General features: G+C 71.6%; 23 protein-coding genes. 8 read left to right on the top strand and 15 right to left on the bottom strand.

The annotated features are described in order from the left end of the window. Window positions 1-24 precede the first annotated feature (24 nt). Window positions 25-1,272 carry a hypothetical protein gene (locus tag B5D66_RS07870; protein WP_078761008.1) on the top strand — a complete coding sequence of 416 codons (1,248 nt, stop codon included), beginning with the start codon at window positions 25-27 and terminating at the stop codon, window positions 1,270-1,272. An 80-nt stretch (window positions 1,273-1,352) separates the two neighbouring features. Further along, window positions 1,353-2,096, top strand: a complete 744-nt coding sequence (locus B5D66_RS07865; RefSeq protein ID WP_235000850.1) for an N-acetyltransferase — start codon at window positions 1,353-1,355, stop codon at window positions 2,094-2,096. Window positions 2,097-2,157: 61 nt separating this feature from the next. On the opposite strand, the gene B5D66_RS07860 is transcribed toward B5D66_RS07865, so the two are convergent. Next, a complete protein-coding gene (locus tag B5D66_RS07860; protein WP_078761006.1) occupies window positions 2,158-2,406 on the bottom strand; it encodes a hypothetical protein in 249 nt (82 codons plus the stop codon). A 660-nt stretch (window positions 2,407-3,066) separates the two neighbouring features. After that, entirely contained in the window at window positions 3,067-4,059 is a 993-nt protein-coding gene (locus B5D66_RS07850) for an NAD-dependent epimerase/dehydratase family protein (protein ID WP_078761004.1), read from the bottom strand. A gap of 367 nt (window positions 4,060-4,426) precedes the next feature. On the opposite strand from B5D66_RS07850, the gene B5D66_RS07845 reads away from it, so the two are divergent. Continuing rightward, window positions 4,427-5,953 (top strand): polysaccharide deacetylase family protein, encoded by a 1,527-nt coding sequence (locus B5D66_RS07845; protein ID WP_235000849.1) that lies wholly within the window; start codon window positions 4,427-4,429, stop codon window positions 5,951-5,953. An 80-nt stretch (window positions 5,954-6,033) separates the two neighbouring features. Here B5D66_RS07845 and B5D66_RS07840 read toward each other — a convergent pair whose 3' ends face one another. The 3 genes from B5D66_RS07840 to B5D66_RS07830 form a co-directional block, all read right to left on the bottom strand. Beyond that, a complete protein-coding gene (locus B5D66_RS07840; protein ID WP_078761349.1) occupies window positions 6,034-6,636 on the bottom strand; it encodes a DedA family protein in 603 nt (200 codons plus the stop codon). 182 nt (window positions 6,637-6,818) lie between these two features. Continuing rightward, complete coding sequence (locus tag B5D66_RS07835) at window positions 6,819-7,502, bottom strand: GntR family transcriptional regulator (RefSeq protein WP_078761003.1); 684 nt, start codon at window positions 7,500-7,502, stop codon at window positions 6,819-6,821. Between the two features lie 112 nt (window positions 7,503-7,614). Then, window positions 7,615-8,832, bottom strand: a complete 1,218-nt coding sequence (locus B5D66_RS07830) for a molybdopterin molybdotransferase MoeA (protein WP_078761002.1) — start codon at window positions 8,830-8,832, stop codon at window positions 7,615-7,617. A 171-nt stretch (window positions 8,833-9,003) separates the two neighbouring features. On the opposite strand from B5D66_RS07830, the gene B5D66_RS07825 reads away from it, so the two are divergent. The 5 genes from B5D66_RS07825 (at window position 9,004) to fdhD (ending at window position 16,099) form a co-directional block, all read left to right on the top strand. Further along, window positions 9,004-9,990, top strand: coding sequence for a 2-dehydropantoate 2-reductase (locus tag B5D66_RS07825; protein WP_078761001.1), 987 nt, complete (start codon window positions 9,004-9,006; stop codon window positions 9,988-9,990). Window positions 9,991-10,093: 103 nt separating this feature from the next. Further along, entirely contained in the window at window positions 10,094-12,058 is a 1,965-nt protein-coding gene (locus tag B5D66_RS07820) for a molybdopterin oxidoreductase family protein (RefSeq protein ID WP_078761000.1), read from the top strand. Between the two features lie 214 nt (window positions 12,059-12,272). Further along, complete coding sequence (locus B5D66_RS07815; protein ID WP_078760999.1) at window positions 12,273-14,219, top strand: NAD(P)H-dependent oxidoreductase subunit E; 1,947 nt, start codon at window positions 12,273-12,275, stop codon at window positions 14,217-14,219. Then, window positions 14,216-15,157, top strand: a complete 942-nt coding sequence (locus B5D66_RS07810; RefSeq protein ID WP_078760998.1) for a 2Fe-2S iron-sulfur cluster-binding protein — start codon at window positions 14,216-14,218, stop codon at window positions 15,155-15,157. The genes B5D66_RS07815 and B5D66_RS07810 overlap by 4 nt, the downstream gene beginning before the upstream one ends. A gap of 81 nt (window positions 15,158-15,238) precedes the next feature. Next, complete coding sequence (fdhD, locus tag B5D66_RS07805; RefSeq protein WP_078760997.1) at window positions 15,239-16,099, top strand: formate dehydrogenase accessory sulfurtransferase FdhD; 861 nt, start codon at window positions 15,239-15,241, stop codon at window positions 16,097-16,099. Window positions 16,100-16,201: 102 nt separating this feature from the next. Here fdhD and B5D66_RS07800 read toward each other — a convergent pair whose 3' ends face one another. From B5D66_RS07800 to gvpO, 10 genes are all read right to left on the bottom strand, one after another. After that, window positions 16,202-16,615: a gas vesicle protein K gene (locus tag B5D66_RS07800; RefSeq protein ID WP_235000848.1), complete on the bottom strand. Its 414-nt coding sequence runs from the start codon at window positions 16,613-16,615 to the stop codon at window positions 16,202-16,204. A 30-nt stretch (window positions 16,616-16,645) separates the two neighbouring features. Continuing rightward, window positions 16,646-16,987 (bottom strand): gas vesicle protein, encoded by a 342-nt coding sequence (locus B5D66_RS07795; protein WP_144390029.1) that lies wholly within the window; start codon window positions 16,985-16,987, stop codon window positions 16,646-16,648. Next, entirely contained in the window at window positions 16,984-17,817 is an 834-nt protein-coding gene (locus B5D66_RS07790; protein WP_078760996.1) for a GvpL/GvpF family gas vesicle protein, read from the bottom strand. The genes B5D66_RS07795 and B5D66_RS07790 overlap by 4 nt, the downstream gene beginning before the upstream one ends. Beyond that, complete coding sequence (locus B5D66_RS07785) at window positions 17,814-18,224, bottom strand: gas vesicle protein (RefSeq protein ID WP_078760995.1); 411 nt, start codon at window positions 18,222-18,224, stop codon at window positions 17,814-17,816. The genes B5D66_RS07790 and B5D66_RS07785 overlap by 4 nt, the downstream gene beginning before the upstream one ends. Window positions 18,225-18,299: 75 nt before the next feature. Further along, window positions 18,300-19,406 (bottom strand): SRPBCC family protein, encoded by a 1,107-nt coding sequence (locus B5D66_RS07780; RefSeq protein WP_078761347.1) that lies wholly within the window; start codon window positions 19,404-19,406, stop codon window positions 18,300-18,302. A 5-nt stretch (window positions 19,407-19,411) separates the two neighbouring features. Then, complete coding sequence (locus B5D66_RS07775) at window positions 19,412-19,975, bottom strand: hypothetical protein (protein WP_078760994.1); 564 nt, start codon at window positions 19,973-19,975, stop codon at window positions 19,412-19,414. Window positions 19,976-20,000: 25 nt separating this feature from the next. Continuing rightward, the gene (locus B5D66_RS07770) at window positions 20,001-20,246 is read right to left on the bottom strand and encodes a gas vesicle protein GvpG (RefSeq protein WP_078760993.1); all 246 of its coding nucleotides are present in this window, start codon (window positions 20,244-20,246) and stop codon (window positions 20,001-20,003) included. Window positions 20,247-20,257: 11 nt separating this feature from the next. Then, window positions 20,258-20,998, bottom strand: a complete 741-nt coding sequence (locus B5D66_RS07765; protein ID WP_078760992.1) for a GvpL/GvpF family gas vesicle protein — start codon at window positions 20,996-20,998, stop codon at window positions 20,258-20,260. Further along, window positions 20,995-21,435, bottom strand: coding sequence for a gas vesicle structural protein GvpA (locus B5D66_RS07760; RefSeq protein WP_078760991.1), 441 nt, complete (start codon window positions 21,433-21,435; stop codon window positions 20,995-20,997). Before B5D66_RS07760 ends, B5D66_RS07765 begins: the two co-directional genes overlap by 4 nt. Before the next feature lie 96 nt (window positions 21,436-21,531). Continuing rightward, the gene (gene gvpO / locus B5D66_RS07755) at window positions 21,532-21,837 is read right to left on the bottom strand and encodes a gas vesicle protein GvpO (RefSeq protein ID WP_078760990.1); all 306 of its coding nucleotides are present in this window, start codon (window positions 21,835-21,837) and stop codon (window positions 21,532-21,534) included. Window positions 21,838-22,297: the final 460 nt, after the last annotated feature.

Raw genomic sequence — 22,297 nt, 5'->3', positions numbered from 1 at the left:
GGCCGGGAATCGAGGAGGGGCGCCATGACCATGGACGGGACCGCACCGGCCGCGGCGCCGCTCTGCCGCGCAGCGCCGGATCTGGCCCGGGCCCACGCCGCCGCGCTGGGCCGCCGCCTGGACCCCCACGCCCCGCTCACGGTCGAGGAGGCGCGTGCCGGTGAGGAGGCCGCCGACGAGATCCTGCGGCGTTCCGGTCTTGGACGCGGGGTCGAGGACTTCGCCGTGGAACTGGGCCGGGCCGAAGGGGCCGGGGCGGCCTATGAGGTGGTGCGCCGCCACGGTGTGCGGCTGTGGCGCGCGGCGACGCGCCGGGCCCAGGGCGCGGACCGGCGGCACGGGGACCTGCCGTCCTGCGACGACCGGCCACTGTATTGGGCGCGGTTGCGCATGATCGTGGCCCTGCGCCAGTGGCGCCCCGTGGCCGGGATCGACGCGGCCGAACAGGCCGGGCTGGTCACGGAGCTGGAACGCGGTTCCCGGGGGTGGACCTCGATCCGGCGGGCGCCTGCCCAGCGGCCCCAGGTGGTGGTGACCGGTTTCGACCCCTTCCGGCTTGACGTCGACATCTGCCGGGCCAACCCGTCGGGTGCCGCGGCTCTCGCCTTGGCGGGACAGGTCCTGGCCTGCGCGGACACGGAGGTAGAGGTCTGCGCGGCCCTGTTCCCGGTGCGTTGGCGTGACTTCACCGATGGCGTGGTCGAACAGGTGCTGGCGCCCCACCTGCTCGGTCCCCGGCCGGCCCGTGCCGTGATCACCGTGAGCCAGGGGCGGGCGGGGCGTTTCGACCTGGAGGCCTACAACGGCGCCTGGCGCGGTGGCGCGCCGGACAACGAGGGGGCCGGGCGAGCCGAACCGGTGCCCCCTCCTCCCGTGGGCCTGCCGGCCTTGTCCCCCTTGCCCCAGTGGACGGTCTCGACCCTGCCGAGGGCCACGATCGCGGCGGCCGAGACCGGCCGTTTCCCCGTCCTCGACAACACGAGGGTGGTCGAGATCCCCGCGGGCATGGACTCCCCCGTGGAACGTCCCCACGGTCCCACTCCGGGCTCCACCGCGCGGGAGGGAGGGGGCGGGGACTACCTGTCCAACGAGATCGCCTACCGCAACACCGTGCTCCGCGAGGTCTCGGGGCGCTCGATCCCCGCCGGGCACCTGCACACACCGATTCCCCGCGCCAGCGGGCCCGCGGTGATCTCGGCCGAGTTCATCCGCGACCTCGACGACATCGTGACGCAGGTCCGGCGGATCGTCGCCACGGTGGTCGCGGGGTGAACGCGAGGGGATAAGGGGAGCCGTGCGCACCGCGCCCCCACGGCGCATGCCAAGCTCCTTTTGTGCAAAAAACACCACTGTTGATCTACACTGTCGCCGAACGTCCGGATTTGCTGGAGCGGATGTACGAACTGGACGGGACCTTCGCGCCCTTCATGTCCGCTGACCCCGTCCTCTCCTCCCTCTTCGCCCACCGCGCGGTGTTCGCCGACTACACCCTGCTCGCCTTCGACCCCGCCGATCCCGACCGGATCGTGGGACGGGCGGTCAGCGTCCCCTTCCGGCTGTCCCGTGGCGACGACGAGACCGCCGAACTCCCCGAGTCCGGCTGGGACCAGGTGGTGTCGTGGGCGGTGGAGGACCACCACGCCGGTGTCCGCACCGACACGGTCTCGGCGCTGGAGATATCGCTGGCCCCCGACTACCTCGGCCGCGGCCTGTCCTCGGTGATGCTGCGGGCCATGCGGGACAACTGCCGACGACTCGGCTACGACACGCTTGTCGCGCCGGTGCGGCCGACCGCCAAACACCTCCACCCCCGTGTCCCGATGGAGGAGTACGTGACCTGGACACGCGAGGACGGACTGCCCCACGACCCCTGGCTCCGCGTGCACGCGCGGCTGGGCGCGACGATCGAGGGAGTGGCCCCGCTGTCGATGACGATCCCCGCGACCCTGGCGCAGTGGCGGGAGTGGACCGGACTGCCCTTCGACGCCTCGGGACCGGTGGAGGTCCCCGGCGCCCTGGTCCCCGTCGTGGCCGACATCGAGCACGGTTACGCCGTCTACGTGGAACCCAACGTCTGGATGCGCCACCGCCTGTGACCCCTGCGTCGAACACGGGTCGGGCCCGTGGGATGCGCTCCCACGGGCCCGACCCGACCGCTCAGTAGGAGCCGTCGGCCCCCAGGAAGAGGTAGGAGCCGCCCAAGGCGACGATGTAGATGAGGACGAACAGCACGAACAGCGCGACGCCCGCACCGAAGCAGATCCACGACCACAGTGTGAGCTTGCGCGCGGTCTCGGGCTGGGAACCGCTCTGGGCGAGGGCGATGATCGACAGGACCAGACCGATGATCGACAGCATCCAGCAGCCGCACAGGCCGAGGATGTTGAGGATGAGCGAGGCGATCATGTTGGCCTGCGAAGGTCCTCGCGCCGGCGGAGGCGGCGTCCCCCATCCACCTGGACCGTACGGAGGCTGACCCGGGTAGCTCATGTAGCGCTTTCCTGTCGTAATGGGATTATTCCCCCTGATAGTGCCAGAACAGCCTTATCAGCGCGCATCTCACGTCCCATCCGTCACAGAATCGAGAACCGGACCGGGCTGTTCTCGTCCGGTCCGCCCCTGCTCGCTCCCGCCCCGAACGAAACACCCCGCTCATCCGTTCACGTGGCGGTCCGAAGCCGGCCGGAGGCCGCCGGGTTCCTGGATCGCCATCCCCGCGCCGGCCCGTGAGCGCTGTTCTCACGCCCGCGCCAGCCGGGCCGGGGTGGGTGAAGGGCCCGGTCACGTCGGCGGCCCTCCGGCACGCCGGCGACGGCGATCGCCCGGAGCCGACGACGGGACACGGCCACGCCATCGCGGCCGGTGGGCGCCGCGGACGGCGGATCCGCCCCGCACCGACGAGGCCGGCCGGACGTCGTGGGACGAGCCGGGGCAGGGCGGTCGCGGGTGGTCATCGAGGTGCCCGGCCTGGCCGTCCCCACGGGGATGGAGGCTGATGGTCGGCTAACGGTTTCGGACCGCCGGCCGCAACGGGAACCGCGCCGACGACGGGCCGCTCCGTCCGCCTCAGGCCAGGAGGTCGGTGCCGATCAGGTCGGCGTCGACAGCGCGCGAGGCCGCGACCGCGCCGATGATCTCGTCGATTCCGGTCACCGCGTTCCAGCCGATCGCCTCGCGGGCCCGTGTCGTGTCGGGGATCCTGTGACCGGTCTCGGTGTACCCCGGCCCGTGGGCGACCTCCCACGGGATCATCACGAGGTCGCTGTCGGATCCCGTCAGGTCGCGGACCCGCCTGGCCAGGCCGAGGATGTCGATCTCCTCGGTTCCACCGATGTTGACGGTCTCACCGTGCAGCGTCGGCCGATCGATCAACGCGACGAGGGCGGGGACGACGTCGCCGACCGAGCAGAAACAGCGCCGTTGCCGGCCGTCGCCGTGGACCGTCAAGGGGCGTCCGCGCAGGGCCTGGTCGACGAAGGTGGGGATGACCGCGCCCTGACGGGCGCTCTGCCGGGGTCCCGCCACGTTGAACAGGCGGACGTTGAGGCCGCGCACCCCGTACTCGCGCCAGTGTCGGGTGGTGATGAGCTCGGCGAGGCCGGTGGCCGTCGGCGCACACCAGCGTGTGTCCAGCGGCGACCCCAGGACGCGGTCGTCGTCCTCGCGCAGCGGACGGCCGGTGCCGTGCCCGTAGACCTCTCCGGAGGAGACGTAGAGGAGCCGGCAGTCGATGTCCGCCGCGGCCTCCAAAACGGTTTCGGTCCCGCCGACGATCGTCCGCACCGCGTGGAGGGGACGTTCCCGGACCAGGCGGGCGCCGACCGGCGCGGCCAGGTGGAAGACGGTGTCGCAGCCGAGCATGGCGCGGCGTACGGCCACCGGGTCCAGGACCGATCCCTGGACGAACTCCAGTCCCGACCGCCGCAGGGCGGAGTCGAGGTTGCGCGGGGATCCGGTGGACAGGTCGTCCAGGACGACGACCCGATGGCCGGCGTCGAGGAGGTGGTCGACAAGGTGGGAGCCGATGAATCCGGCGCCCCCGGTGACTAGGGCCCTCATGTGTCTCGCAATCTGCCGACGTAACGGTCCGCCGCCGGCCCGGCCCGGAGGGGCACCGGTTCCTGCGGGGGCCGGACAAGCGGTCATCACTCCTTGTCGCCATACAACTACAAAATTTTCCCCCGATACCGCAGGAGGACGGGTGTGTCCGGCTCCGCTTACACACCGGAGGGGCTTTCGCCCCCCGGACGGATTAACGGTTTCCTCACGACGCCGGAAAAAGAGCCTTATTCGCTCCTATAAAGGGCGAGCCGTACCAGGACGTCTCTTCTCGACCGCCGTACGTTCGCCCTACGGCACCGTTTCAGGCTCTGACCTGGCCGGTCGGCCGCGTCCGCACGTCATCGACTGTTAGGACGTCCACATCGTGTTCTCCGTCACTTTCCTCGCCGGCACCGCACAAGGCCGGGCCTTCCGTTCCTTCTCCATCGTCATGGCGCTGTCGTGCGCGACGGCCTGTTCCGCGATCCCCGGTCTGGAAAAGCTCATGGGGAGCACCGGAAACACCCCCTCCGGACTCGTCACCGTCACCTCCGACCGGCTTCCCGGCCTGCGGGAGCAGCATCTGTCCACTCCCGGTGACGCGGCGACCAGCATGCGGCTTCCCGTCGTCCCCGGCGCCGACCCGTTCACCAGCGAACTGCGCACCACCATGGCCGAGCGGCAGACCGACTTCCTCACCGCCAAGGACGGGGCCGCGGGCGACTCTCCACGCGCGCTGGATCAGGAGGCCGTCCTGCTGGCCGCCTCCCCCCACGCCCTGGGGGCCCGTATCGTCAGCCGGATCCAGGCGGGGGGTGACACCTCGGTGACGGCGACCACACGCTGGTACGACGTTCGCAGTGGCGCGGTCCTGCCCTGGACGGCCCTGCTCCGGGGCGAACCCGCGATCGGGGTCCTGACCGCCCAGGTGGCCGACTCGCTGGAAGAGGGGGGCATCGCCCCGGAGCGGCTGCCCGGCGGGTTGCGCGAGGCCACGACGCAGGCCCCCGACTCCGAGGCCGTCTCCACCGCGCCCGCGCCCACCGACGCCGACGCGGCCTGGAAGCTGGCCCGCAGGCTGACCGGATCGCCGTTGGAGGACATCGGTTTCGACGCCGCGGGCAACGTCGTGGTCAGCTTCAGTCCCGGAGAACTGCCCACGGCCGACGGCACGGGCCTCCAGGTCGTCCTCGACCAGGACGACACCGAGCCCCTGCTATCGGAGTTCGGCGCGCTGGCGCGCACGGCGGCCACCACGGACCCGGCCCGGAAAGTGGAACCCGCCGCGGCCGATCCGGTTCCGGCGCTGGACTGCGACAGGGTCCCCTGCGTCGCCCTGACCTTCGACGACGGCCCGGGAGCCCATACCGCGCGGTTGCTGGAGTACCTGGAGGGCTACTCGGCGCGGGCGACCTTCTACGTTCTCGGCGAGCTGGTCGGCGACCACGCCGACCTGATGCGCGGCGCCGTCGGCGCGGGCCACGAGTACGGCGGCCACTCCTGGCGGCACGACGACCTGACCACGCTGTCGGGGGCCGAGGTCGCCGAGGACACCGAACGCACCTCACGGGCGATCGAGGAGATCATCGGGGCGCCGCCCCGCACGATGCGCCCGCCCTACGGCTCCTACAACGACTCCACGCGTGAACATGTCGGTCTTCCGATGATCATGTGGGACCTCGACACCCGTGACTGGCTGACCCAGGACACCGCCCAGACGGTCGACACCACGCTGTCGGACACCCGGCCCGGCAGCATCGTGCTGCTCCACGACGTGCACAAGTCGACCGTGGACGCCGTCCCCGAGATCCTGCGCGGCCTCACCGAGAAGGGCTACCACTTCGTCACCGTCTCGGAGTTGTTCGGTTCGGCCGAGCTGAGGCCGGGCGAGCTCTACTACCGCAGGGACTGACCCGGCCGGTCCGACGGTGGCGCCCTCACATCGGTTCGCCCAGGGGCGCCGTCGTCGTTTCGGCTACAGCGCCGGCCGGCTCAGCCGTCACCGGCACCCTCGGCCCGCCTCTCCCGACGCAGGCGCAGCAGCCGGGAGACGACGAAGTAGCCGACCGCGAGGACCACCACGGCGACGACGACCTTCTGGAACGCCCCGACGTAGCCCTCGACCAGGTGCCAGCTCTCGCCGAGCAGGTAACCGGCGACCACCAAGACGGTGTTCCAGATGAGACTGCCGAACGTGGTGAACAGCAGGAACAAGGGCATCGACATCCGGGTGACGCCCGCTGGAATGGAGATGAGGCTGCGGAATATCGGGATCATGCGACCGAAGAACACGGTCGCGCGCCCGTGCCGGTCGAACCATCGCTCGGTCCGCTCCACGTCCTCGACCTTGACCAGCGGCAGGCGCCGCGCGATCGCGCGGATACGCTCGCGGCCCAGCAGCGCGCCGAGATAGTACAGCAGCACCGCCCCGCTCACCGAGCCCAGCGTGGTCCACAGGATCGCCCCCACCAGGCTCATGTTCCCCTGGCTCGCGGTGAATCCGGCCAGGGGCAGGATCACCTCGCTGGGGATGGGCGGAAAGAGGTTCTCCAGCGCGACGATCAAGCCGGCGCCCGGCCCGCCCAGGGCCTCCATGACGCTGATGACCCAGCCGGTGAACCCCCCGGAGGCCTCCTGTGCGGCGGCGACCGTGGCGCTCACTTCATCCCTCCGAGACGCGGTGACGGGTGACGGCAGGCGTCGGTACGGACGACACTCATGCCGGTGACGCTACGCGACGGAGGGCGGGCGCGTCGATCGTCCCTGGCGGCGTCCCCTCATCCGGTGCCGTCGATCTGCCGGTGGTAGGTGCGGCGTGTCCGCTCCGTGTGCTCGCGCATGAGGCGGGCGGCCTCCTCGGCGTCGCCGGCCGCCACCGCCTCGATCATCCGCGCGTGCTCGTCCCAGGAGGCCCGGCCCCGGGAGCGGGCGACCGGGGCGTAATACCAGCGGACCCGGCGATCGACCTGCGCCGCGAGCTCGGCCAGCACCGTGTTGCCGGACAGTTCGGTGACACCGCGGTGGAAGTCGGCGTTGGCGGTGACGACGGCGTCGACGTCGCCACGGCCCAGCGCCGCGGTCCCGGCCCGCCACACCGCCCACAGTCGCTCGACGCCGTCCTCGTCGGCGTTGCGCGCGGCCAGGCGCGCGGACTCGGTCTCCAACAGGGCCCGCACCGCCAGCAGCTGATCGGCCTCGCTCTCGGTCGGCCGGTGCACGAACGCCCCATACCCGGGCCGCAGGTCCACCCACCCCTCGTTGCTCAACCGCTGCAACGCCTCACGCACCGGCTGACGCGACACCCCCAACTGGACCGCCAGCTCACTCTCCACCAGATGCCGCCCCGGCTCCAACTGACGCCGGGTGATCAGCTCCAACAGAGCCTCATACACCGCCTCACGCAACGGGACCGGACGCTGCACCTTCGCGGTGGGCGCGCTTTTCAGGGGCTGAGTGGTCATGGCCGGCTCCTCCGCGCGGCGGGGTCCGTCGACACGTCCCCCTGACGACGCCTAGGTGAATACTGTCCACAGTGTACGAAAAGCGCGCCGGGCACGTCGGCCCCTCCCCACGTCACCGGGGCAGGCGGAGCAGCTCGGCCAGGTCCCCGCTCCCCTGGGGCGGCACGACCGCGATCGCGTCGGCGACCGCGACGCCGCGCAGGTCCGCAGGCCCCACGTGCTCGACGGCCAGCGCGCCTTCCCCGCACAGCCGCACGCCGATCAACCGGGTGTCGACAGGATGGGGGCGGACGTCACCGGCCAGGCGCACCCGCCGCCCGGTGGGCGCGGGGTCGGGCCGGCCGGCGAGGCCGGCGATCACCGGTACGAGGAGCGTGAGCGCCGCGACCAGCGCGGCGCCGGGGTTGCCGGGCAGTCCGACGACCAACGGCCCCTCGGGCAACGCCGCGAGCAACTGCGGGTGACCGGGCCGGCAGGCCACCCCGTCGACGACGAAGCCGGCACCGAACCCGCCGAGAACCGCGCGCAGGTGATCGGCGGGCCCGGCCGAGGAGGCCCCGCACACGGCGACGATGTCGGCCTCTCCCACCGCGCGCTCCAGCGCCGCGGTGAGCTCGGCGGGGTCATCGCCCACGTGGGTGATGGCGGTGAGCACGCCACCGGCCCAGGAGACCGTGCCCGGCAGCATCGGCCCGATCGCGTCGCGGACCTGGCCCGGGGCGGGAGTGCCGTGGAGGCGGACCTCGTCCCCGGTGACCAGGGCGTGCACCGCGGGCCGTCGCACGCGCAGCGTGTCGTGTCCCAGACCGGCCGCCAGGGCCAGGAGGGCCGGGGTGACGGGGGACCCCGCGGGAGCGGCGACCGAGCCGAGGGGGGTCGTCTCACCGCGCCTGCGGATATGACGGCCGGGACGCACCCGCCCCGACACGGTGTGAGCGTTCCGCTCCGCCTCCTCGTGGGCCAGGACGGCGAGGGTCCCGGCGGGGACCGGCGCGCCGGTCGCGATCTCCACCGCCTGGCCGCAGGACAACGCGGCGTCTCGGGGTTCGGCTCCGGCCAGCAGGCGCCCCAGGACACGCCAGGGTCCGGAGCCGGCCACCGCGTAACCGTCCATGGCGGCGGTGTCGAGGGAGGGGACGGCGACCCGCGCCACGAGGTCCACGGCGAGGGTGGACCCCAACGCCTCTCCCAGCGCGACCTCGGTGACCGCTCCCCGCGGACGGGCGGTCGCGAGCTCACGGGCGGCAGCGCGAGCCCGCGGCCACGTCTGGGGGGCGCGACGGCGCGGGGAGGGCCGAGTGGAGACAGGAGCCGGCGGGGTGGTGTCCATCGTCTCTTCCTCCCCTGGGACGGACGGGGGTCCTGAGATCGGAAAGAAGCCGAGAACTTGCCGTCCGGCTCGGTTCCGCGGTCCTTTCGCGGTCCGGCCTCTGGTCACGTCCCCTCCACTTCTTTTTAGCATACTGTATACAAGTTCACCTTCCAGGAGAAGGGAGCGTCCATGCGAATCGCGGTCCTGGGCGCCGGGGCGATCGGCGCCTACGTGGGAGCGGCCCTGCACCACGGCGGCGCGGAGGTCCATCTCATCGCCCGTGGCGCGCACCTGGAGGCCATGCGCGCCACAGGGGTCCACGTGCTCAGCCCACGCGGGGACTTCACCGCCCACCCCGAGGTGACCGACGACCCCGGTGAGGTCGGCCCGGTCGACTACGTCTTCCTCGGCCTCAAGGCGCAGCACTACGCCGGCTGCGGGCCGCTGCTGCGCCCCCTGCTCGGCCCGGACACCGCGGTGATCGCCGCCCAGAACGGCATCCCCTGGTGGTACTTCCACGGCCTGCCCGGCCCCTACCGCGGACACCGCATCGCCAGCGTCGACCCCGACGGCGCGGTCAGTCGGGCGATCCCGGTGGAGCGCGCGATCGGCTGCGTGGTCTACGCCGCGACCGAGATCGCCGCTCCAGGGGTGGTACGCCACCTGGAGGGCACCCGCTTCTCCATCGGCGAACCCTGCGGCGAGGTGTCCCGACGCTGCCTGGACTTCAGCGCGGCGATGGTCGCCGGCGGACTGAAGTGCCCGGTGGAGTCCGATCTCCGCGAGGACATCTGGATCAAGCTCATGGGCAACGTCACCTTCAATCCGCTCAGCGCGCTGGCCCGTTCCACGATGGCGCAGATCTGCCGGCATCCCCCGACTCGCGAGCTGGCCGTGACGATGATGCGCGAGACCCTGGAGGTCGCGGCCCGGCTCGGCGTGCGCCCCGCGGTGTCGATCGAACGACGCATGGCCGGAGCCGAACGGGCCGGGGATCACCGCACCTCGACGTTGCACGACGTCGAGCGCTGCCGCCCCATGGAACTCGACGTCATCCTCACCGCGGTGGTCGAACTGGCCGACCTGACCGGCACGCCCGTGCCGGCCCTGCGGGCGATCGACGCCGCGGCGTCATTGCTCAACGAACGTCTGCGAGAGGGCCCCGTCGCACCCTGAACCGTTCGCGGGCCGCCCGCGCTCCTTCTTGTCTCACGTTCCAGGACGGAATACTGTAGACAGTATTTCACGCCATCGGCCACGACACTCCTGCGAGGTCCCGATGCGATCGGACTCCTTCACCGCCCCCTACCAGCGCCTCACCCGCCCGCTCGTCCGCGAGGACGGGCGACTGCGCCCAGCCTCCTGGGAGGAAGCCCTCGACCGCGCGGCCGAAGGGTTCACCCGCAACATCGAACGCCACGGCCCCGACTCCTTCGGAATGCTCTCCTGCGCCCGCGCCACCAACGAGATGAACTTCGTCGCCCAGAAGTTCACCCGGGCCGTGGTCGGCACCAACAACGTCGACTCCTGCAACCGCACCTGCCACGCCCCCAGCGTCGCCGGCCTGGCCGCGGCGTTCGGATCCGGTGGCGGGACCTCCTCCTACCAGGAGATCGAGGACACCGACCTGATCGTGCTGTGGGGCGGCAACCCGCGCTTCGCGCACCCGATCTTCTTCCAGCACGTCCTGAAGGGGGTGCACAACGGGGCCCGGTTGTTCGTCGTGGACCCGCGGCGCACCTCCTCGGCCCAATGGGCCGACCGCTGGCTGGGGCTCAACGTCGGCACCGACATCCCGTTGGCCCACGCGATCGGGCGCGAGATCATCGCCGCGGGTCTCACCAACGACACCTTCATCCGCCGCGCCACCACGGGCTTCGAGGACTACCGCGCGCTCGTCGAGCCCTGGACGCCGGCCGCGGCCGAGGCGGTGACCGGCGTGCCCGCCGAGGCCATCCGCGAGCTGGCGCACGCCTACGCGCTGGCGGAGCGCGCCCAACTGTGCTGGACGCTGGGCATCACCGAGCACCACAACGCGACCGACAACGTACGGGCGCTGATCAACCTGGCCCTGCTGACCGGGCATGTAGGCCGCTATGGATCGGGGCTCAACCCGCTGCGCGGCCAGAACAACGTCCAGGGCGGCGGCGACATGGGGGCGATCCCCAACCGCCTGCCCGGTTTCCAGGACCTGACCGACACCGTGGTGCGCGGCCGGTTCGAGGCGGTGTGGGGACGCGAGATCCAGCCCGTCCACGGCAAGACGCTGACCCAGATGTTCGAGGCGATGGACGAGGGGGAGCTGACGGCCCTCTACGTCATCGGGGAGAACCCGGTGCAGTCGGAGCCAGAGACGCAGAAGACGACGCGCCGGTTGCGGTCGCTGGACCACCTGGTCGTCCAGGACATCTTCCTGACCAAGACGGCCGAACTCGCCGACGTGGTGCTGCCGGCCAGCGCGTCGTGGTGCGAGTCCGACGGGACGTTCACCAACAGCGAGCGCCGTGTCCAGCTCGTGCGCAAGGCGCTGAACCCGCCCCCCGGCGCGCGCGACGACATCAACATCATCTGCGACATCGCCACCCGGATGGGACACCGCTGGCCCTACCCCAGCGCCGAGGAGGTCTGGGACGAGGTCCGCGCCCTGTCCCCGATGCACCGGGGCATGTCCTACCGCCGCCTGGAGGAGCACCAGGGCATCCAGTGGCCCTGCCCCTCCGAGGACTCCCTGGAGCCGAGTTACCTGCACGCGCGACTGTGGGCCGACGATCCCGCGGAGCGCGGCGAGCCCGCCCCCTTCGGCCTGGTCGGGCACTCGCCGCCGGTGGACCTGCTCGATGACGACTACCCCCTACGGCTGACCACCGGCCGCCGGCTGGACGACTACAACACGGGTGTGCAGACGAGCGGTTTCCCCTCTCCCCTGCGCCGCGGGGAGCTGCTGGACATCTCCCCCGAGGACGCCGCCCGTCTGGGCCTGGTCGACGGGGAGGTGGTGCGCGTCTCCTCGCGTCGGGGCTCGGTGCTCGTCCCGGTCTCCATCACCCCGTCGATGCGGGAAGGGCTGGTGTTCATGACCTTCCACTTCCCCCAGCAGGCCGACACCCAGCTGCTGACGTTGGACGCCACCGACCCGATCGCCGGGACCGCCGAGTACAAGGCGGCCGCGGTGCGTGTCGACAAGGTCGCCGCGGGGGCGCCCGCCGCTGAGCGGGAGCCGACCGCGGCCTCTCGGACGACCTGATCCCGGGGTGGGGCGCGCGGGCGAGGGCACCCCCGGCGTCGCGAGTGCGCCCACCTGCGTCGACGGGCCTCGTGGGCGGGGAGGGAACAGGGGGTTGCCCTCCCCCCAGTCGAGGCATACTGTAGCCCGTATACAAAATCGTGTGATCCAGATTACACACTCTCGGCGCACGGACGTGCGGCGACCGACACGACGAATTCGAGGTGACCGGGACGTGGACCTACGCTTCCTGGACGCTGTCCCCGATTCACTGGAACGTGAGGCCGTGGACGCCGTACTCGGACCCGCGGAGTCGGGTTGGGACGGCGGCGAGCGCCGAGCCGGTGACCTGCGCTACGCCCGCGGCGGACACGCCGCCCGCGCCCGCAGGGACCTGCTGCTGCCGGCGCTGCACGCGGTCAACGACCGCACGGGCTGGATCAGCCCGGCCGCCCTGGACTACATCTGCCGTCGGCTGACCGTTCCCCCCGCGGAGGCCTACGGGGTCGCGACCTTCTACGCCATGTTCTCCCTCCAAGCGCGCCCCGCCCGGGTCGTGCACGTGTGCACCGACATCGCCTGCGCCGCCAAGGGCGCCGACCGGATACGCGCCGAGCTCGCCGAGCGCCTGGGACCCCCCGGTGACGCCTCGGGGGAGCAGGCCGGCGCGATCTGGCACGAGAGCCCGTGCCTGGGCCTGTGCGAGCGCGCCCCGGCGGCCCTCGCCCTGGAGGCCGGGTCCCCGCCGCGCTTCGCCGTGGCCGCCCCGGCACGCGCCGAGGACATCGCCGCCCTGATGACCCCACCACCCGTCGACACCACCCCGTCCAACGGCCACCGCCCGGCCACGACCTTCGCCCCCTCCCCGCTCTCCGGCGGAACCGTGGAACCGGCTCCGAGCGCGGCCGTCCCCCAGGCCGGCGTCCCCGGGCTGGTCCTGTTGCGCCGTATCGGTGTGGTCGACCCCGAGAGCCTGGACGACTACCGCGCCCACGGGGGATACGCGGCGTTGCGCCAGGCCCTGCGCCTGGGACCGGCCGGAGTCATCCGGGAAGTGGTCGAATCAGGACTGGTCGGACGCGGCGGGGCCGCCTTCCCCACCGGCCGCAAGTGGGAGGCGACCGCCCGCCAGCCCGCCTCACCCCACTACCTGGTGTGCAACGCCGACGAGAGCGAACCCGGCACCTTCAAGGACCGGGTGCTGATGGAGGGGGACCCCTTCTCGGTCATCGAGGCCATGACGATCGCCGCCTACGCCACCGGTGCCGAGAAGGGCTACCTCTACATCCGCGGCGAATACCCCCGCGCGCTGTCCCGGCTGGAGAACGCGATCGCCCGGGCCCGTGGGCGCAACCTTCTGGGCCGCGACATCCTCGGATCGGGTTTCGACTTCGACGTGGAGATCCGGCGCGGCGCGGGCGCCTACATCTGCGGCGAGGAGACCGCCGTCTTCAACTCCATCGAGGGGCGGCGCGGCGAACCCCGTTCCAAGCCCCCCTTCCCGGTGGAACGCGGCCTGTTCGGCCGTCCCACGACGATCAACAACGTCGAGACCCTGGTCAACGTGCTTCCGATCATGCTCATGGGCGGTCCCGCCTACGCGCGGATCGGTACCGGGGGGTCCACCGGCCCCAAGCTGTTTTGCGTCTCCGGCACGGTGAGCCGGCCGGGCGTCTACGAACTTCCCTTCGGCGCGACACTGCGCGACCTGCTGGAACTGAGCGGCGGCGTGGCCGAGGGCCGCGAGATCCGGGCGGTGCTTCTCGGCGGGGCCGCCGGGGCGTTCGTGCGCGGCGACGAGCTGGACATTCCGTTGACCTTCGAAGGGGCGCGGGCCGCGGGGGCCACCCTGGGATCGGGTGTGGTCCTGGTGCTGGACGACACCGTGGACCTGGCCTCGATCCTGGTGCGCATCGCGGCCTTCTTCCGGGACGAATCCTGTGGCCAATGCGCGCCCTGCCGAGTCGGCACGGTACGCCAGGAGGAGGCGCTGCGCCGGCTGGCCGGCGGCTCGGCCTCCCGCCGCACCGAACTGAGGGTGCTGCGCGACGTGGGCGCCGCCATGCGCGACGCCTCCATCTGCGGACTGGGCCAGACCGCGTGGAACGCGGTGGAGTCGGCGATCGACCGGCTCGGCGTCTTCGCCGCCCCCACCACCGACACCACCGAGGAGGCCCGTTGAACACCCCCGTCCCCCTCGCCCCACCCCGGCGGCTGGTCGACGTCACCGTGGACGGTCAGGAGGTCCGCGTCCCCGAGGGGGCGACCATCATGCAGGCGTGCGCCCAGACGGGCGTCAGCTGCCCGACCCTGTGTTACGGGGACACCCTCACCCCCAAGAACGCCTGCCGGATCTGCGTGGTCGAGGTGGAGGGAGCGCGCACGCTCGCCCCCGCCTGTTCCCGCCCCGTGGAACCGGGGATGGCGGTGCGCACCGACTCCGACCGGGTCCGCCACGCGCGCCGGACGGTGCTGGAACTGCTCGGCTCCTCGGTGGACCTGTCCACCACGCCCCAGGCCCAGGAGTGGATGGAGCACTACGACGCCCGCCCCGAGCGCTTCGGCCCGCGCGCCGCGCCGGCTCCCATGGGCGAGCGGGACGCCCGCAGAGCCGGCGAGCACGAACCCCCCACCGGAGCGGTGGCCGAGACCGTGGAACAGCCCGCCAAGATCGACAACGACCTGTACGTGCGCGACTACGGCAAGTGCATCCTGTGCTACAAGTGCGTCGACGCCTGCGGGGAACAGTGGCAGAACACCTTCGCCATCGGGGTGGCCGGCCGGGGGTTCGACGCGCGCGTCTCCACCGAGCACGACGTGGCGCTCCCGGACTCGGCGTGCGTGTACTGCGGCAACTGCATCGAGGTCTGCCCCACCGGGGCGCTGTCGTTCAAGAGCGAGTTCGACATGCGCGCCGAGGGCACCTGGGACGAATCCCGGCAGCGACAGACCACGACGGTGTGCACCTACTGTGGTGTGGGCTGCAACGTGACCCTGCACGTCCAGGACAACGAGATCGTCAAAGTCACCTCACCACACGACAATCCGGTCACGCACGGCAACCTCTGCATCAAGGGTCGATTCGGTTTTCAGCACGTGCAACAGCGTCGGCACGACTAAAAAGGCGTCATACGGGGAATTCCCTCACGAGTCCGGGCGAAGATGCTCGGAGGGAGGCGACGCCGGAAAGGCACGGGACCCATGGGACGAGTCACGGTCAAGGAGAAGGTTCTGCGCATCCGGGACGGCGCGGTCGGTGGCCGTGTCGACACCCTGGTCGTGGAGGAACCACTGGAGATCCGCCTCAACGGCCGCCCCCTGACCATCACCATGCGCACCCCCGGCCACGACTTCGACCTGGCGGCCGGATTCCTGGTCGGCGAGGGGGTCATCACCAAGGCCGCCGACATCGTCTCCATCCGCTACTGCGCCGGCGCCACCCAGGACGGGTCCAACACCTACAACGTCTTGGACGTGGCGCTGACCCCCGGAGTGGCGGTGCCCGAGGCGACACTGGAACGCAACTTCTACACCACCTCCTCCTGCGGCCTGTGCGGCAAGGCCAGCCTGGACGCGGTGCGCTCCACCGCCCACTTCTCCGTCGCCGAGGACCAGGTGCGCTTTCCCGTGGCCACGCTGGCCGCGCTGCCCGACCGGCTGCGCGAGGCCCAGAGGGTGTTCGACCGGACCGGTGGGCTGCACGCGGCCGGGCTGTTCACCCCCGACGGTGAGATGCTGGCCATCCGCGAGGACGTGGGCCGGCACAACGCCGTCGACAAGCTGGTCGGCTGGGCGGTGCGCGAGGACCGGCTGCCGCTGCGCGAGACCGCGCTGCTGGTGTCGGGACGCGCCTCCTTCGAACTGGCGCAGAAGGCCGTCATGGCGGGGATCCCCCTGCTGGCGGCGGTCTCGGCCCCCTCCTCGCTCGCCGTCGACCTGGCCGCCGAAACGGGACTCGCCCTGGTCGGGTTCCTCCGCGGGTCATCGATGAACGTCTACACCGGCCGACAACGGGTCATTCTGGAGACGGCGTCCCCGACGCCGATGGCGGCCCCGGGGTGATCCGCGGCCCGGTGTAGGCGCGGGATCGGCCGGCGTCTTCTCAGCCCCCTGCGCCGGCCGATCCTGACGCGGACCCATTCGGACGCGCCCCATTCGACCTGCTCACGCCGGATTCTCCGGCAGTAGCGTCCCCAAAGGCCCCAGATCCAGATTGAGGTCGGCGACCGACAGGCCGTACCGCTCGCGCAGCTCGGTCATGCGGTCCTCCAACAGCATCAGGGTCATCCCGATGCGCTCCTCCTGCTCCTCGGTCAGGTCTCCCTGGTCCACGCGGCGCAGGGCCTGGCGTTCCATGAGCTGGCGGACCAGTTCCACCACGGTCAGCACGAGCTTGATGAGATCGCGCTCCACCGTGTCGGGGTCGGTGGCGATCCGGTTGACCGGTCCCGAGGCCGGTTTGTCCAGGGCGCGTTCCAGCTCGCCCAGCACGTCGCGCTGTTCCTCCACCTCGACCAGCTGAGGCGGTTCGTCCAGTTCGGGGGAGCGTTTCCGCCCCGCTTCGATGTCGCCGCTCATCTCTCCTCCGTTCCTTGGCGACCGACCGGCTCAGTCGGGGCGGATCCAACCGGCGAGCGGATGGCCGTGCTCCCAGGGGGAGGCCACCTGTTCGTTGATCGAGGAGACCAGCGCCCGCAGCGAGACCCGCACCAGGTCGACGTCGGCGATCGAGATCGTCAGGTCCCCGGTGATCATCACGCCCTTGGCCAGGACCCGGTCGAGCAGGTCCACCAGGGAGATCTCGCGGTTGGCCAGCGGGTGGTCCTCGTCGATCACCCGGGCCACCGAACCCTGGCCCTCGGGAAACCCGGTGAAGGACCCCTCCGTTTCGAGCGGCTCGGCCCATTCCGGTTCCCGGGTCACCGGCCGGGCCCGTTCCACCTCGCTCATCCCGTCCCCCCGTGCGCCGCCGCGGCCGTGGCGGCCTCCTCGGCGATCGCCGTGAACGAGTAGGGCGCCCACGGCCCCGACACCTCGATACGGGTCCCCGTCGGGGCGTTGGCCCGCAGCGCCTCGACGACCTCCAGGAAGCGGCGGGCCCCGCTGTCGGGAACCAGGTAGGCGGCGTTCAGCACGTTCTCCCCCGGCTCCCCGGACAACTTGGCGTCTTGCGGTCGGTGCTGTTGACAGGCGTCGGCCAGATCGGCCAGGGACTCCTCGACCCGGCGGACCAGGGCGGTCGCCGTCCGCCAGGTGTCGTCCCTGCTGCGCCGTTGCTCCTGACGCCGACGCAGGTAGGCCTTGCCCGGGCTCTCAGCGCCCCCTCCCGACCCCGCACCCGGCCGCGGCCGCTGCTCGGGGGCGGGCATGGCCGAGGGATCCGCGTAGATCTTGACCCCCCACTCGTGCCGGCCGGTCAGCCGGTCCAGGACCGCGCGGAACCGCCACCCCTCCTCCCGCAGCGCCTCGCGGGCGCGTTCCTCCCCGTGGTAGACGGTCGCCAGCCGTAGCGGGACGACCGCACCGGCCTGACCGACCGCGTCGACGACGGAGTGGTGGGCGCGGGCGATCGCCTCCAGCCAGTCCATGTCCTCCAGCCGGGCCTTGAGCGCCTGCTCGTCGAACTCGTGCAGGGGCACCGGGCTGACGGCGACCACCAGGTCGTCGTGTTCGACCAGCCGGACGGGGTAGCCCCCCACACCGCGCAATCCGTCGAGCCGCTCGGCCGGGAACGGACGTGCCACGGCGTAAGCGTAGGCGGCCTGGTCCATCGTGCTCATCGGCTCCGCTCCTCCTCTTGTCCAGCCTGCGAGGTCTCCTCGACGGAGGCCTGGGCCTGCGGTATCTGCGCCGGCGGCGCCGCGGCCTCCTCCAGGGCGGCGATACGCTCGCGCAGCCGCCGGTTCTCCTCCGCGAGCTCGTTGTCGTCGCGTGAGGCCTTCGAGGAGAGGGCGGGGTCGTGCTCCCACCAGTCGATGCCCATCTCCTTGGCCTTGTCGACGGAGGCGACGAGCAGCCGCAGCTTGATGGTCAGCAGCTCGATGTCGAGCAGGTTGATCTTGATGTCACCGGCGATGACGACGCCCTTGTCGAGTACCCGTTCCAAGACGTCGGCGAGGTTGGCCGACGACCCCCCTCGGGACCGGGCCGGGCGCGTCTCGCCCTGCCATGGTGTCGGCTCGGTCACGTCTAGCGCCTCCACTCCGCTTCGCTGGGCGGGGCGGCGCGGACGGGCGTCCGCGCCGCCCCGGAACCGGTCCGGTCAGCGCCGTGACCTTGCCGGTCTTTCTTCCTCTTCCCCTTCTTCCTCTTCGGGCAGAAGCCCTTCGTCCTCCACGGTGTCCTCGTCGTAGTCGTCCTCCTCCGCCACCGGCTCCGGCGCGGCGTCCTCCTCGTCGTCCTCGGGAAGGTCCTCCTCGCGGTCCTCCTCAAGGTCGTCGGGGCGTTCCCCGTCCTCGACGGGTTCCTCCCACGCCTCCTCGGAGTCGGGCCCGTCATGGCCCTCCCCTTCGTTCACGGCCTCGTCGTGGCGACGCTCCTCCTCCGCCAGGGCGTCCTCGTGGTCCACGACGACCTCGCCGTCCCGGATCTCGCCGCGCCAGCCCTCGACCTCCTCGAAGCGGCTGCGCATCATGACCTGGCGGCGGTAGTGCTTGAGGTCCAGGCGCAGGCGCCGCCCCTGGGCCCGCCAGATGTTGCCCGTGCGTTCGAACAGGCCCTTGGGGTGGTACTCCACGACCAGCAGGACCTTGGTCAGGTTCTCCTCCAACGGGTGGAAGGTCACCGCGCCCTTGGTGGTCCCCTTGGCCCCCTCGGAGGTCCAGGCGATGCGCTGATCGGGAATCTGCTCGGTGACGCGGGCCTGCCAGCTACGGGTGGACCACAGCACTCGGGCGGTCCAGTTGGAGGTCGTGTCGTCGGCCTTGTCGACGCTGCGCACCCCCTTGGTGAACGAGGCGAAGTCACCGAAGCGGGTCCACTGGTCGTAGGCGACCCGGACCGGGACGCCGACGTCGATGTCCTCGACGATCACGACCGCCTTCGGACCCGCGCCCCCGCGTCCACCGCCCGTGAGCCTGCCGAGCACGCCCTTGATCCTGTCCTTGACGCCGCCGGCGCCGATCTCCACGGCGGCGCGGGCCGGGCTCTTGCCCTCGGTGATCTTCTTGCCGCCCTTGACGACGGTTCCCAGCGATCCCCCGGTCCCGGCGCCCAGGCGTTCGGCTCCGCGCCCCAGCGCCTGCGCCGCCGAGCTGACGACGCTGGTGGCCTTGGCCGCGGTGTAGCGTTCCAGCTCCTCCATGAGACGCCCGGCGGCGGGGTTACGCTCGCGCAGCCGGCCCAGGGGTCCCGTGCTCTGCTCTGCCATCGCGGTCACTCCCCGGATTTCCCGCGAGTGGCGCGGGAGCGGCCGCCGGCCGCCTTGGCCGCGCGGCCACCGCCGTCCTTGGCCGCACGCGACGTGCCCTTCGCGGCCGTGGAGGCCCCCTTGGCGGCACGCTCCCCGCCAGAGGGGCGCTTCTTCCTGGGCCTGTCGCGCTCGGCTCCGTCGTCCCCGGCGCGTTCGGCGCGGTCCTCATCGGCGGGTTCGTCCTCGGCGCCGCGTTCCTCGTCGTCCTCGGCGCGAGCGGCACCGGTGAGGGCGTCGGTACGTCGGCTCAGCGAGTCGGCGAGCCCGTCGGCCCAGCGCGAGGCCACGGCGCCGGCGGCGTTGCGCCCCGCGGACAGCAGCTCGCCGCGTGCCTGATCGCGCAGTTCCCCCACGATCGGAAGCGAGCTCAGTTCCGCTCCCACCTCGGTGAGCAGCCGACGTGGGTCGATGTCGAGTTTCTTGGCGCCCAGCCACACTCCCAGGCCGAGCGCGAGCTTCAGTTTCTTACGGCGGCCGAGGACGTAGCCTCCGGCCACCGCCAACACGATCTTTCCGGTGTTGCCCATCTCGGTTCTCGCATCCGTGTTCGGCTCACTGTCCCGCCCGGTAGGCCATCGCCTCCTCCAGACGGTCCAGGAGCTCGTCCTCCATGCGGTCGAATTCGTCCTCGGTGAGCTCGCCGGCGTCGAGGCGTTCCGACAGCTCGGCCAGCTCGGCGCGGATGGCGTCGGGGTCGTAGTACTGACGCTCGGCCGCGTCGAGGACCTGCCGGGCGGTCCACCCGACGAAGCGGGCCGGAGCCAGGGGCGCGCCGAGAAGCGCGCTGAACAGTCCCATGACGCCCTCCTCTAGTGGACGGCTTCCTCTCGGGCCGCCACGAAGCTGTAGGGCGGTAGCGGTCCATGCATTCGGATGTCCATGAGCCAGCCCAGCGAGGAGCGCAGCTCCTGTACCGCCTGTTCGACCTCGGCCATCCGGGAGCGCTCCACCAGAAGCGACACGTTGGCCACGCAGCCGTCGACCTGCGGCCCCAGCGCGATCTCCTCGGCATGGGGACGCAGCTTCTCCACGACCCGGTCGGCGTCACGCCGGCGGTGCTCGTCGAGGACGAGGGCGACCCGCTCGCCGAACGCGACACGCTCGGCGGGGGTGCCCCCACCGGCGGCGCGCAACGCCTCGTTGGCCGAGCGCAGGCCCGCGTCCTCCCGCAGGACCTCGCGCAGTGCGGCGTCCTCGTTGTGGAAGGCCTTCACGTTGACCTCGGTGCGGCCGTCCAGGCGCGCCAGCAGGTCCTCGTAGTAGGCCGCCGCGCGGGTCAGCTCCTCCGTGACCGCGCCGTCGTCGGGGGCGACGGTACCGAAACGCATGGGCAGCACCGCCCCCTGTTCTCCCAGCAGGTCCAGTACCTCCTGGTGGGCGGTGAGGTCACGCCGCTTGGCGCGCAACCCCTCCGGCGCGTCGCTGACGACGGCCACCAGGTCACCCGCCTCGATCCTGCGCACCGGCGGCGCGGGGTCCCCCACGCCCGCGCGGCCGTCCAGCCGCAGGGGGTGCGAACTCCGGACGATCCCGTAGACGTAGGTGCTCATTCCTCGCCTTCCTTGTCCTTGGTCCGACGGCTGCGCGACGAGGAGGACGAGGAACGCGAACGCGCGGGCTGCCTGTCCTCGTCGTCGGAGCGGCCGTTCCTGATCGTGTCGGTGATGGCCTCGGCGGCGCCGGACAGCGCCCCCTTGCTCTTTCCGTGGGCGCCCTTCTCGGTCATGCTCCCGACCATTTCCGGCAGCGTCTGCGCCTTGGAGCTCGTGGTCAGGTCCAGGCGGTTGCACGCCTCGGCGAAGCGCAGGTAGGTGTCGACGCTGGCCACGACGATGCGTACGTCCACGGTGAGCAGCTCGATCCCCACCAGGGACACCCGCGCGAACACGTCGATGACCAACCCCTTGTCGAGAATGAGGTCGAGCACGTCGTAGAGGTTTCCGGAGGATCTGCCGCCTCCGCCCGAGGTCTGCTGAACGACGGTCATGTGATTGCTTCTCCTTTGCGTCGGAACCGGCGACGAATGACATCGGTGTCCCGTCCGCCGCGGCGGAGGGGGATCGGTTCGAAAGGAGCCGTGGTGTCAGGAGGCGTCGGCGCGTCCGCGGGTGTAGCGACGCAGCCTGCGGTACTCGATGAGGTCACCGTCGTCGTCGAGCTCGACGGTGTAGGTGGCGAGAAGACTGACGCTGTCGGGGACGCGCTCCAACTCCAGCGCCTCCAGCGTGACGGTCCACCCCTCGCCGCTGCGTTCCATCCCGGAGACGGCCTCCACACGGATGCCGGTCAGTTCCTCGAACTGCTCCCTGGCCTCGCGGACCCGCGCCAACGCGGACTTCTTCTTCCTGGTTCCGCGCTGCTCGCCGGCGGCCTCCCGATCCTCGCTCATGGAGCTCCCGTCGTCATCGAAGCCGTTTGGTCGGATGTGGGCCCTTGCTTGACCTCGCCCTACCGCCGACGTCCGCTTTAAAACATTCGCCATGGAAAGCCCAGTAGATGGACAAGGGGATGACCTGCGGCTTCGACGGTCCGCGGGTGCCCTCCTCCGTGGCCCGTCCCCGCCGACACGATCCGACGCGCCCCCGGCCCACGGGCCGGGACGACATCACGCGTCAACGTGGCGGGCCGCCCGCCGGCTCCTCCCCCGCCCTCTCGACGCCCCGGCCGTGGCGCCGACCTCACGGTCGGCGCCACGGCCGGGGCTGTGCGCGGCGACGGCTCACCCGGTCCCGGGAGCGAGAAGGGCCATGGCCGCCGCGTGCACCCGGCCGTTGCTGGCGAGGACGCTGGTGATGCCCGCGTCGCGCCGGCCGGAGAGGTCGGTGAAGTCTCCCCCCGCCTCCTCGACC

The organism is Marinactinospora thermotolerans DSM 45154, from assembly GCF_900167435.1.
GTDB lineage: Bacteria > Actinomycetota > Actinomycetes > Streptosporangiales > Streptosporangiaceae > Marinactinospora > Marinactinospora thermotolerans.
This window is presented reverse-complemented; position numbering and strand designations above follow the sequence as displayed.

Bases quoted from the DNA above. Each gene is read 5' to 3' on its own strand.
- B5D66_RS07870 (WP_078761008.1), top strand. From the start codon at position 25: ATGACCATGGACGGGACCGCACCGGCCGCGGCGCCGCTCTGCCGCGCA.
- B5D66_RS07860 (WP_078761006.1), bottom strand. From the start codon at position 2,406: ATGATCGCCTCGCTCATCCTCAACATCCTCGGCCTGTGCGGCTGCTGG.
- B5D66_RS07850 (WP_078761004.1), bottom strand. From the start codon at position 4,059: ATGAGGGCCCTAGTCACCGGGGGCGCCGGATTCATCGGCTCCCACCTT.
- B5D66_RS07840 (WP_078761349.1), bottom strand. From the start codon at position 6,636: ATGGAGGCCCTGGGCGGGCCGGGCGCCGGCTTGATCGTCGCGCTGGAG.
- B5D66_RS07835 (WP_078761003.1), bottom strand. From the start codon at position 7,502: ATGACCACTCAGCCCCTGAAAAGCGCGCCCACCGCGAAGGTGCAGCGT.
- B5D66_RS07830 (WP_078761002.1), bottom strand. From the start codon at position 8,832: ATGGACACCACCCCGCCGGCTCCTGTCTCCACTCGGCCCTCCCCGCGC.
- B5D66_RS07825 (WP_078761001.1), top strand. From the start codon at position 9,004: ATGCGAATCGCGGTCCTGGGCGCCGGGGCGATCGGCGCCTACGTGGGA.
- B5D66_RS07820 (WP_078761000.1), top strand. From the start codon at position 10,094: ATGCGATCGGACTCCTTCACCGCCCCCTACCAGCGCCTCACCCGCCCG.
- fdhD (WP_078760997.1), top strand. From the start codon at position 15,239: ATGGGACGAGTCACGGTCAAGGAGAAGGTTCTGCGCATCCGGGACGGC.
- B5D66_RS07800 (WP_235000848.1), bottom strand. From the start codon at position 16,615: ATGAGCGGCGACATCGAAGCGGGGCGGAAACGCTCCCCCGAACTGGAC.
- B5D66_RS07795 (WP_144390029.1), bottom strand. From the start codon at position 16,987: ATGAGCGAGGTGGAACGGGCCCGGCCGGTGACCCGGGAACCGGAATGG.
- B5D66_RS07790 (WP_078760996.1), bottom strand. From the start codon at position 17,817: ATGAGCACGATGGACCAGGCCGCCTACGCTTACGCCGTGGCACGTCCG.
- B5D66_RS07780 (WP_078761347.1), bottom strand. From the start codon at position 19,406: ATGGCAGAGCAGAGCACGGGACCCCTGGGCCGGCTGCGCGAGCGTAAC.
- B5D66_RS07775 (WP_078760994.1), bottom strand. From the start codon at position 19,975: ATGGGCAACACCGGAAAGATCGTGTTGGCGGTGGCCGGAGGCTACGTC.
- B5D66_RS07770 (WP_078760993.1), bottom strand. From the start codon at position 20,246: ATGGGACTGTTCAGCGCGCTTCTCGGCGCGCCCCTGGCTCCGGCCCGC.
- B5D66_RS07765 (WP_078760992.1), bottom strand. From the start codon at position 20,998: ATGAGCACCTACGTCTACGGGATCGTCCGGAGTTCGCACCCCCTGCGG.
- B5D66_RS07760 (WP_078760991.1), bottom strand. From the start codon at position 21,435: ATGACCGTCGTTCAGCAGACCTCGGGCGGAGGCGGCAGATCCTCCGGA.
- gvpO (WP_078760990.1), bottom strand. From the start codon at position 21,837: ATGAGCGAGGATCGGGAGGCCGCCGGCGAGCAGCGCGGAACCAGGAAG.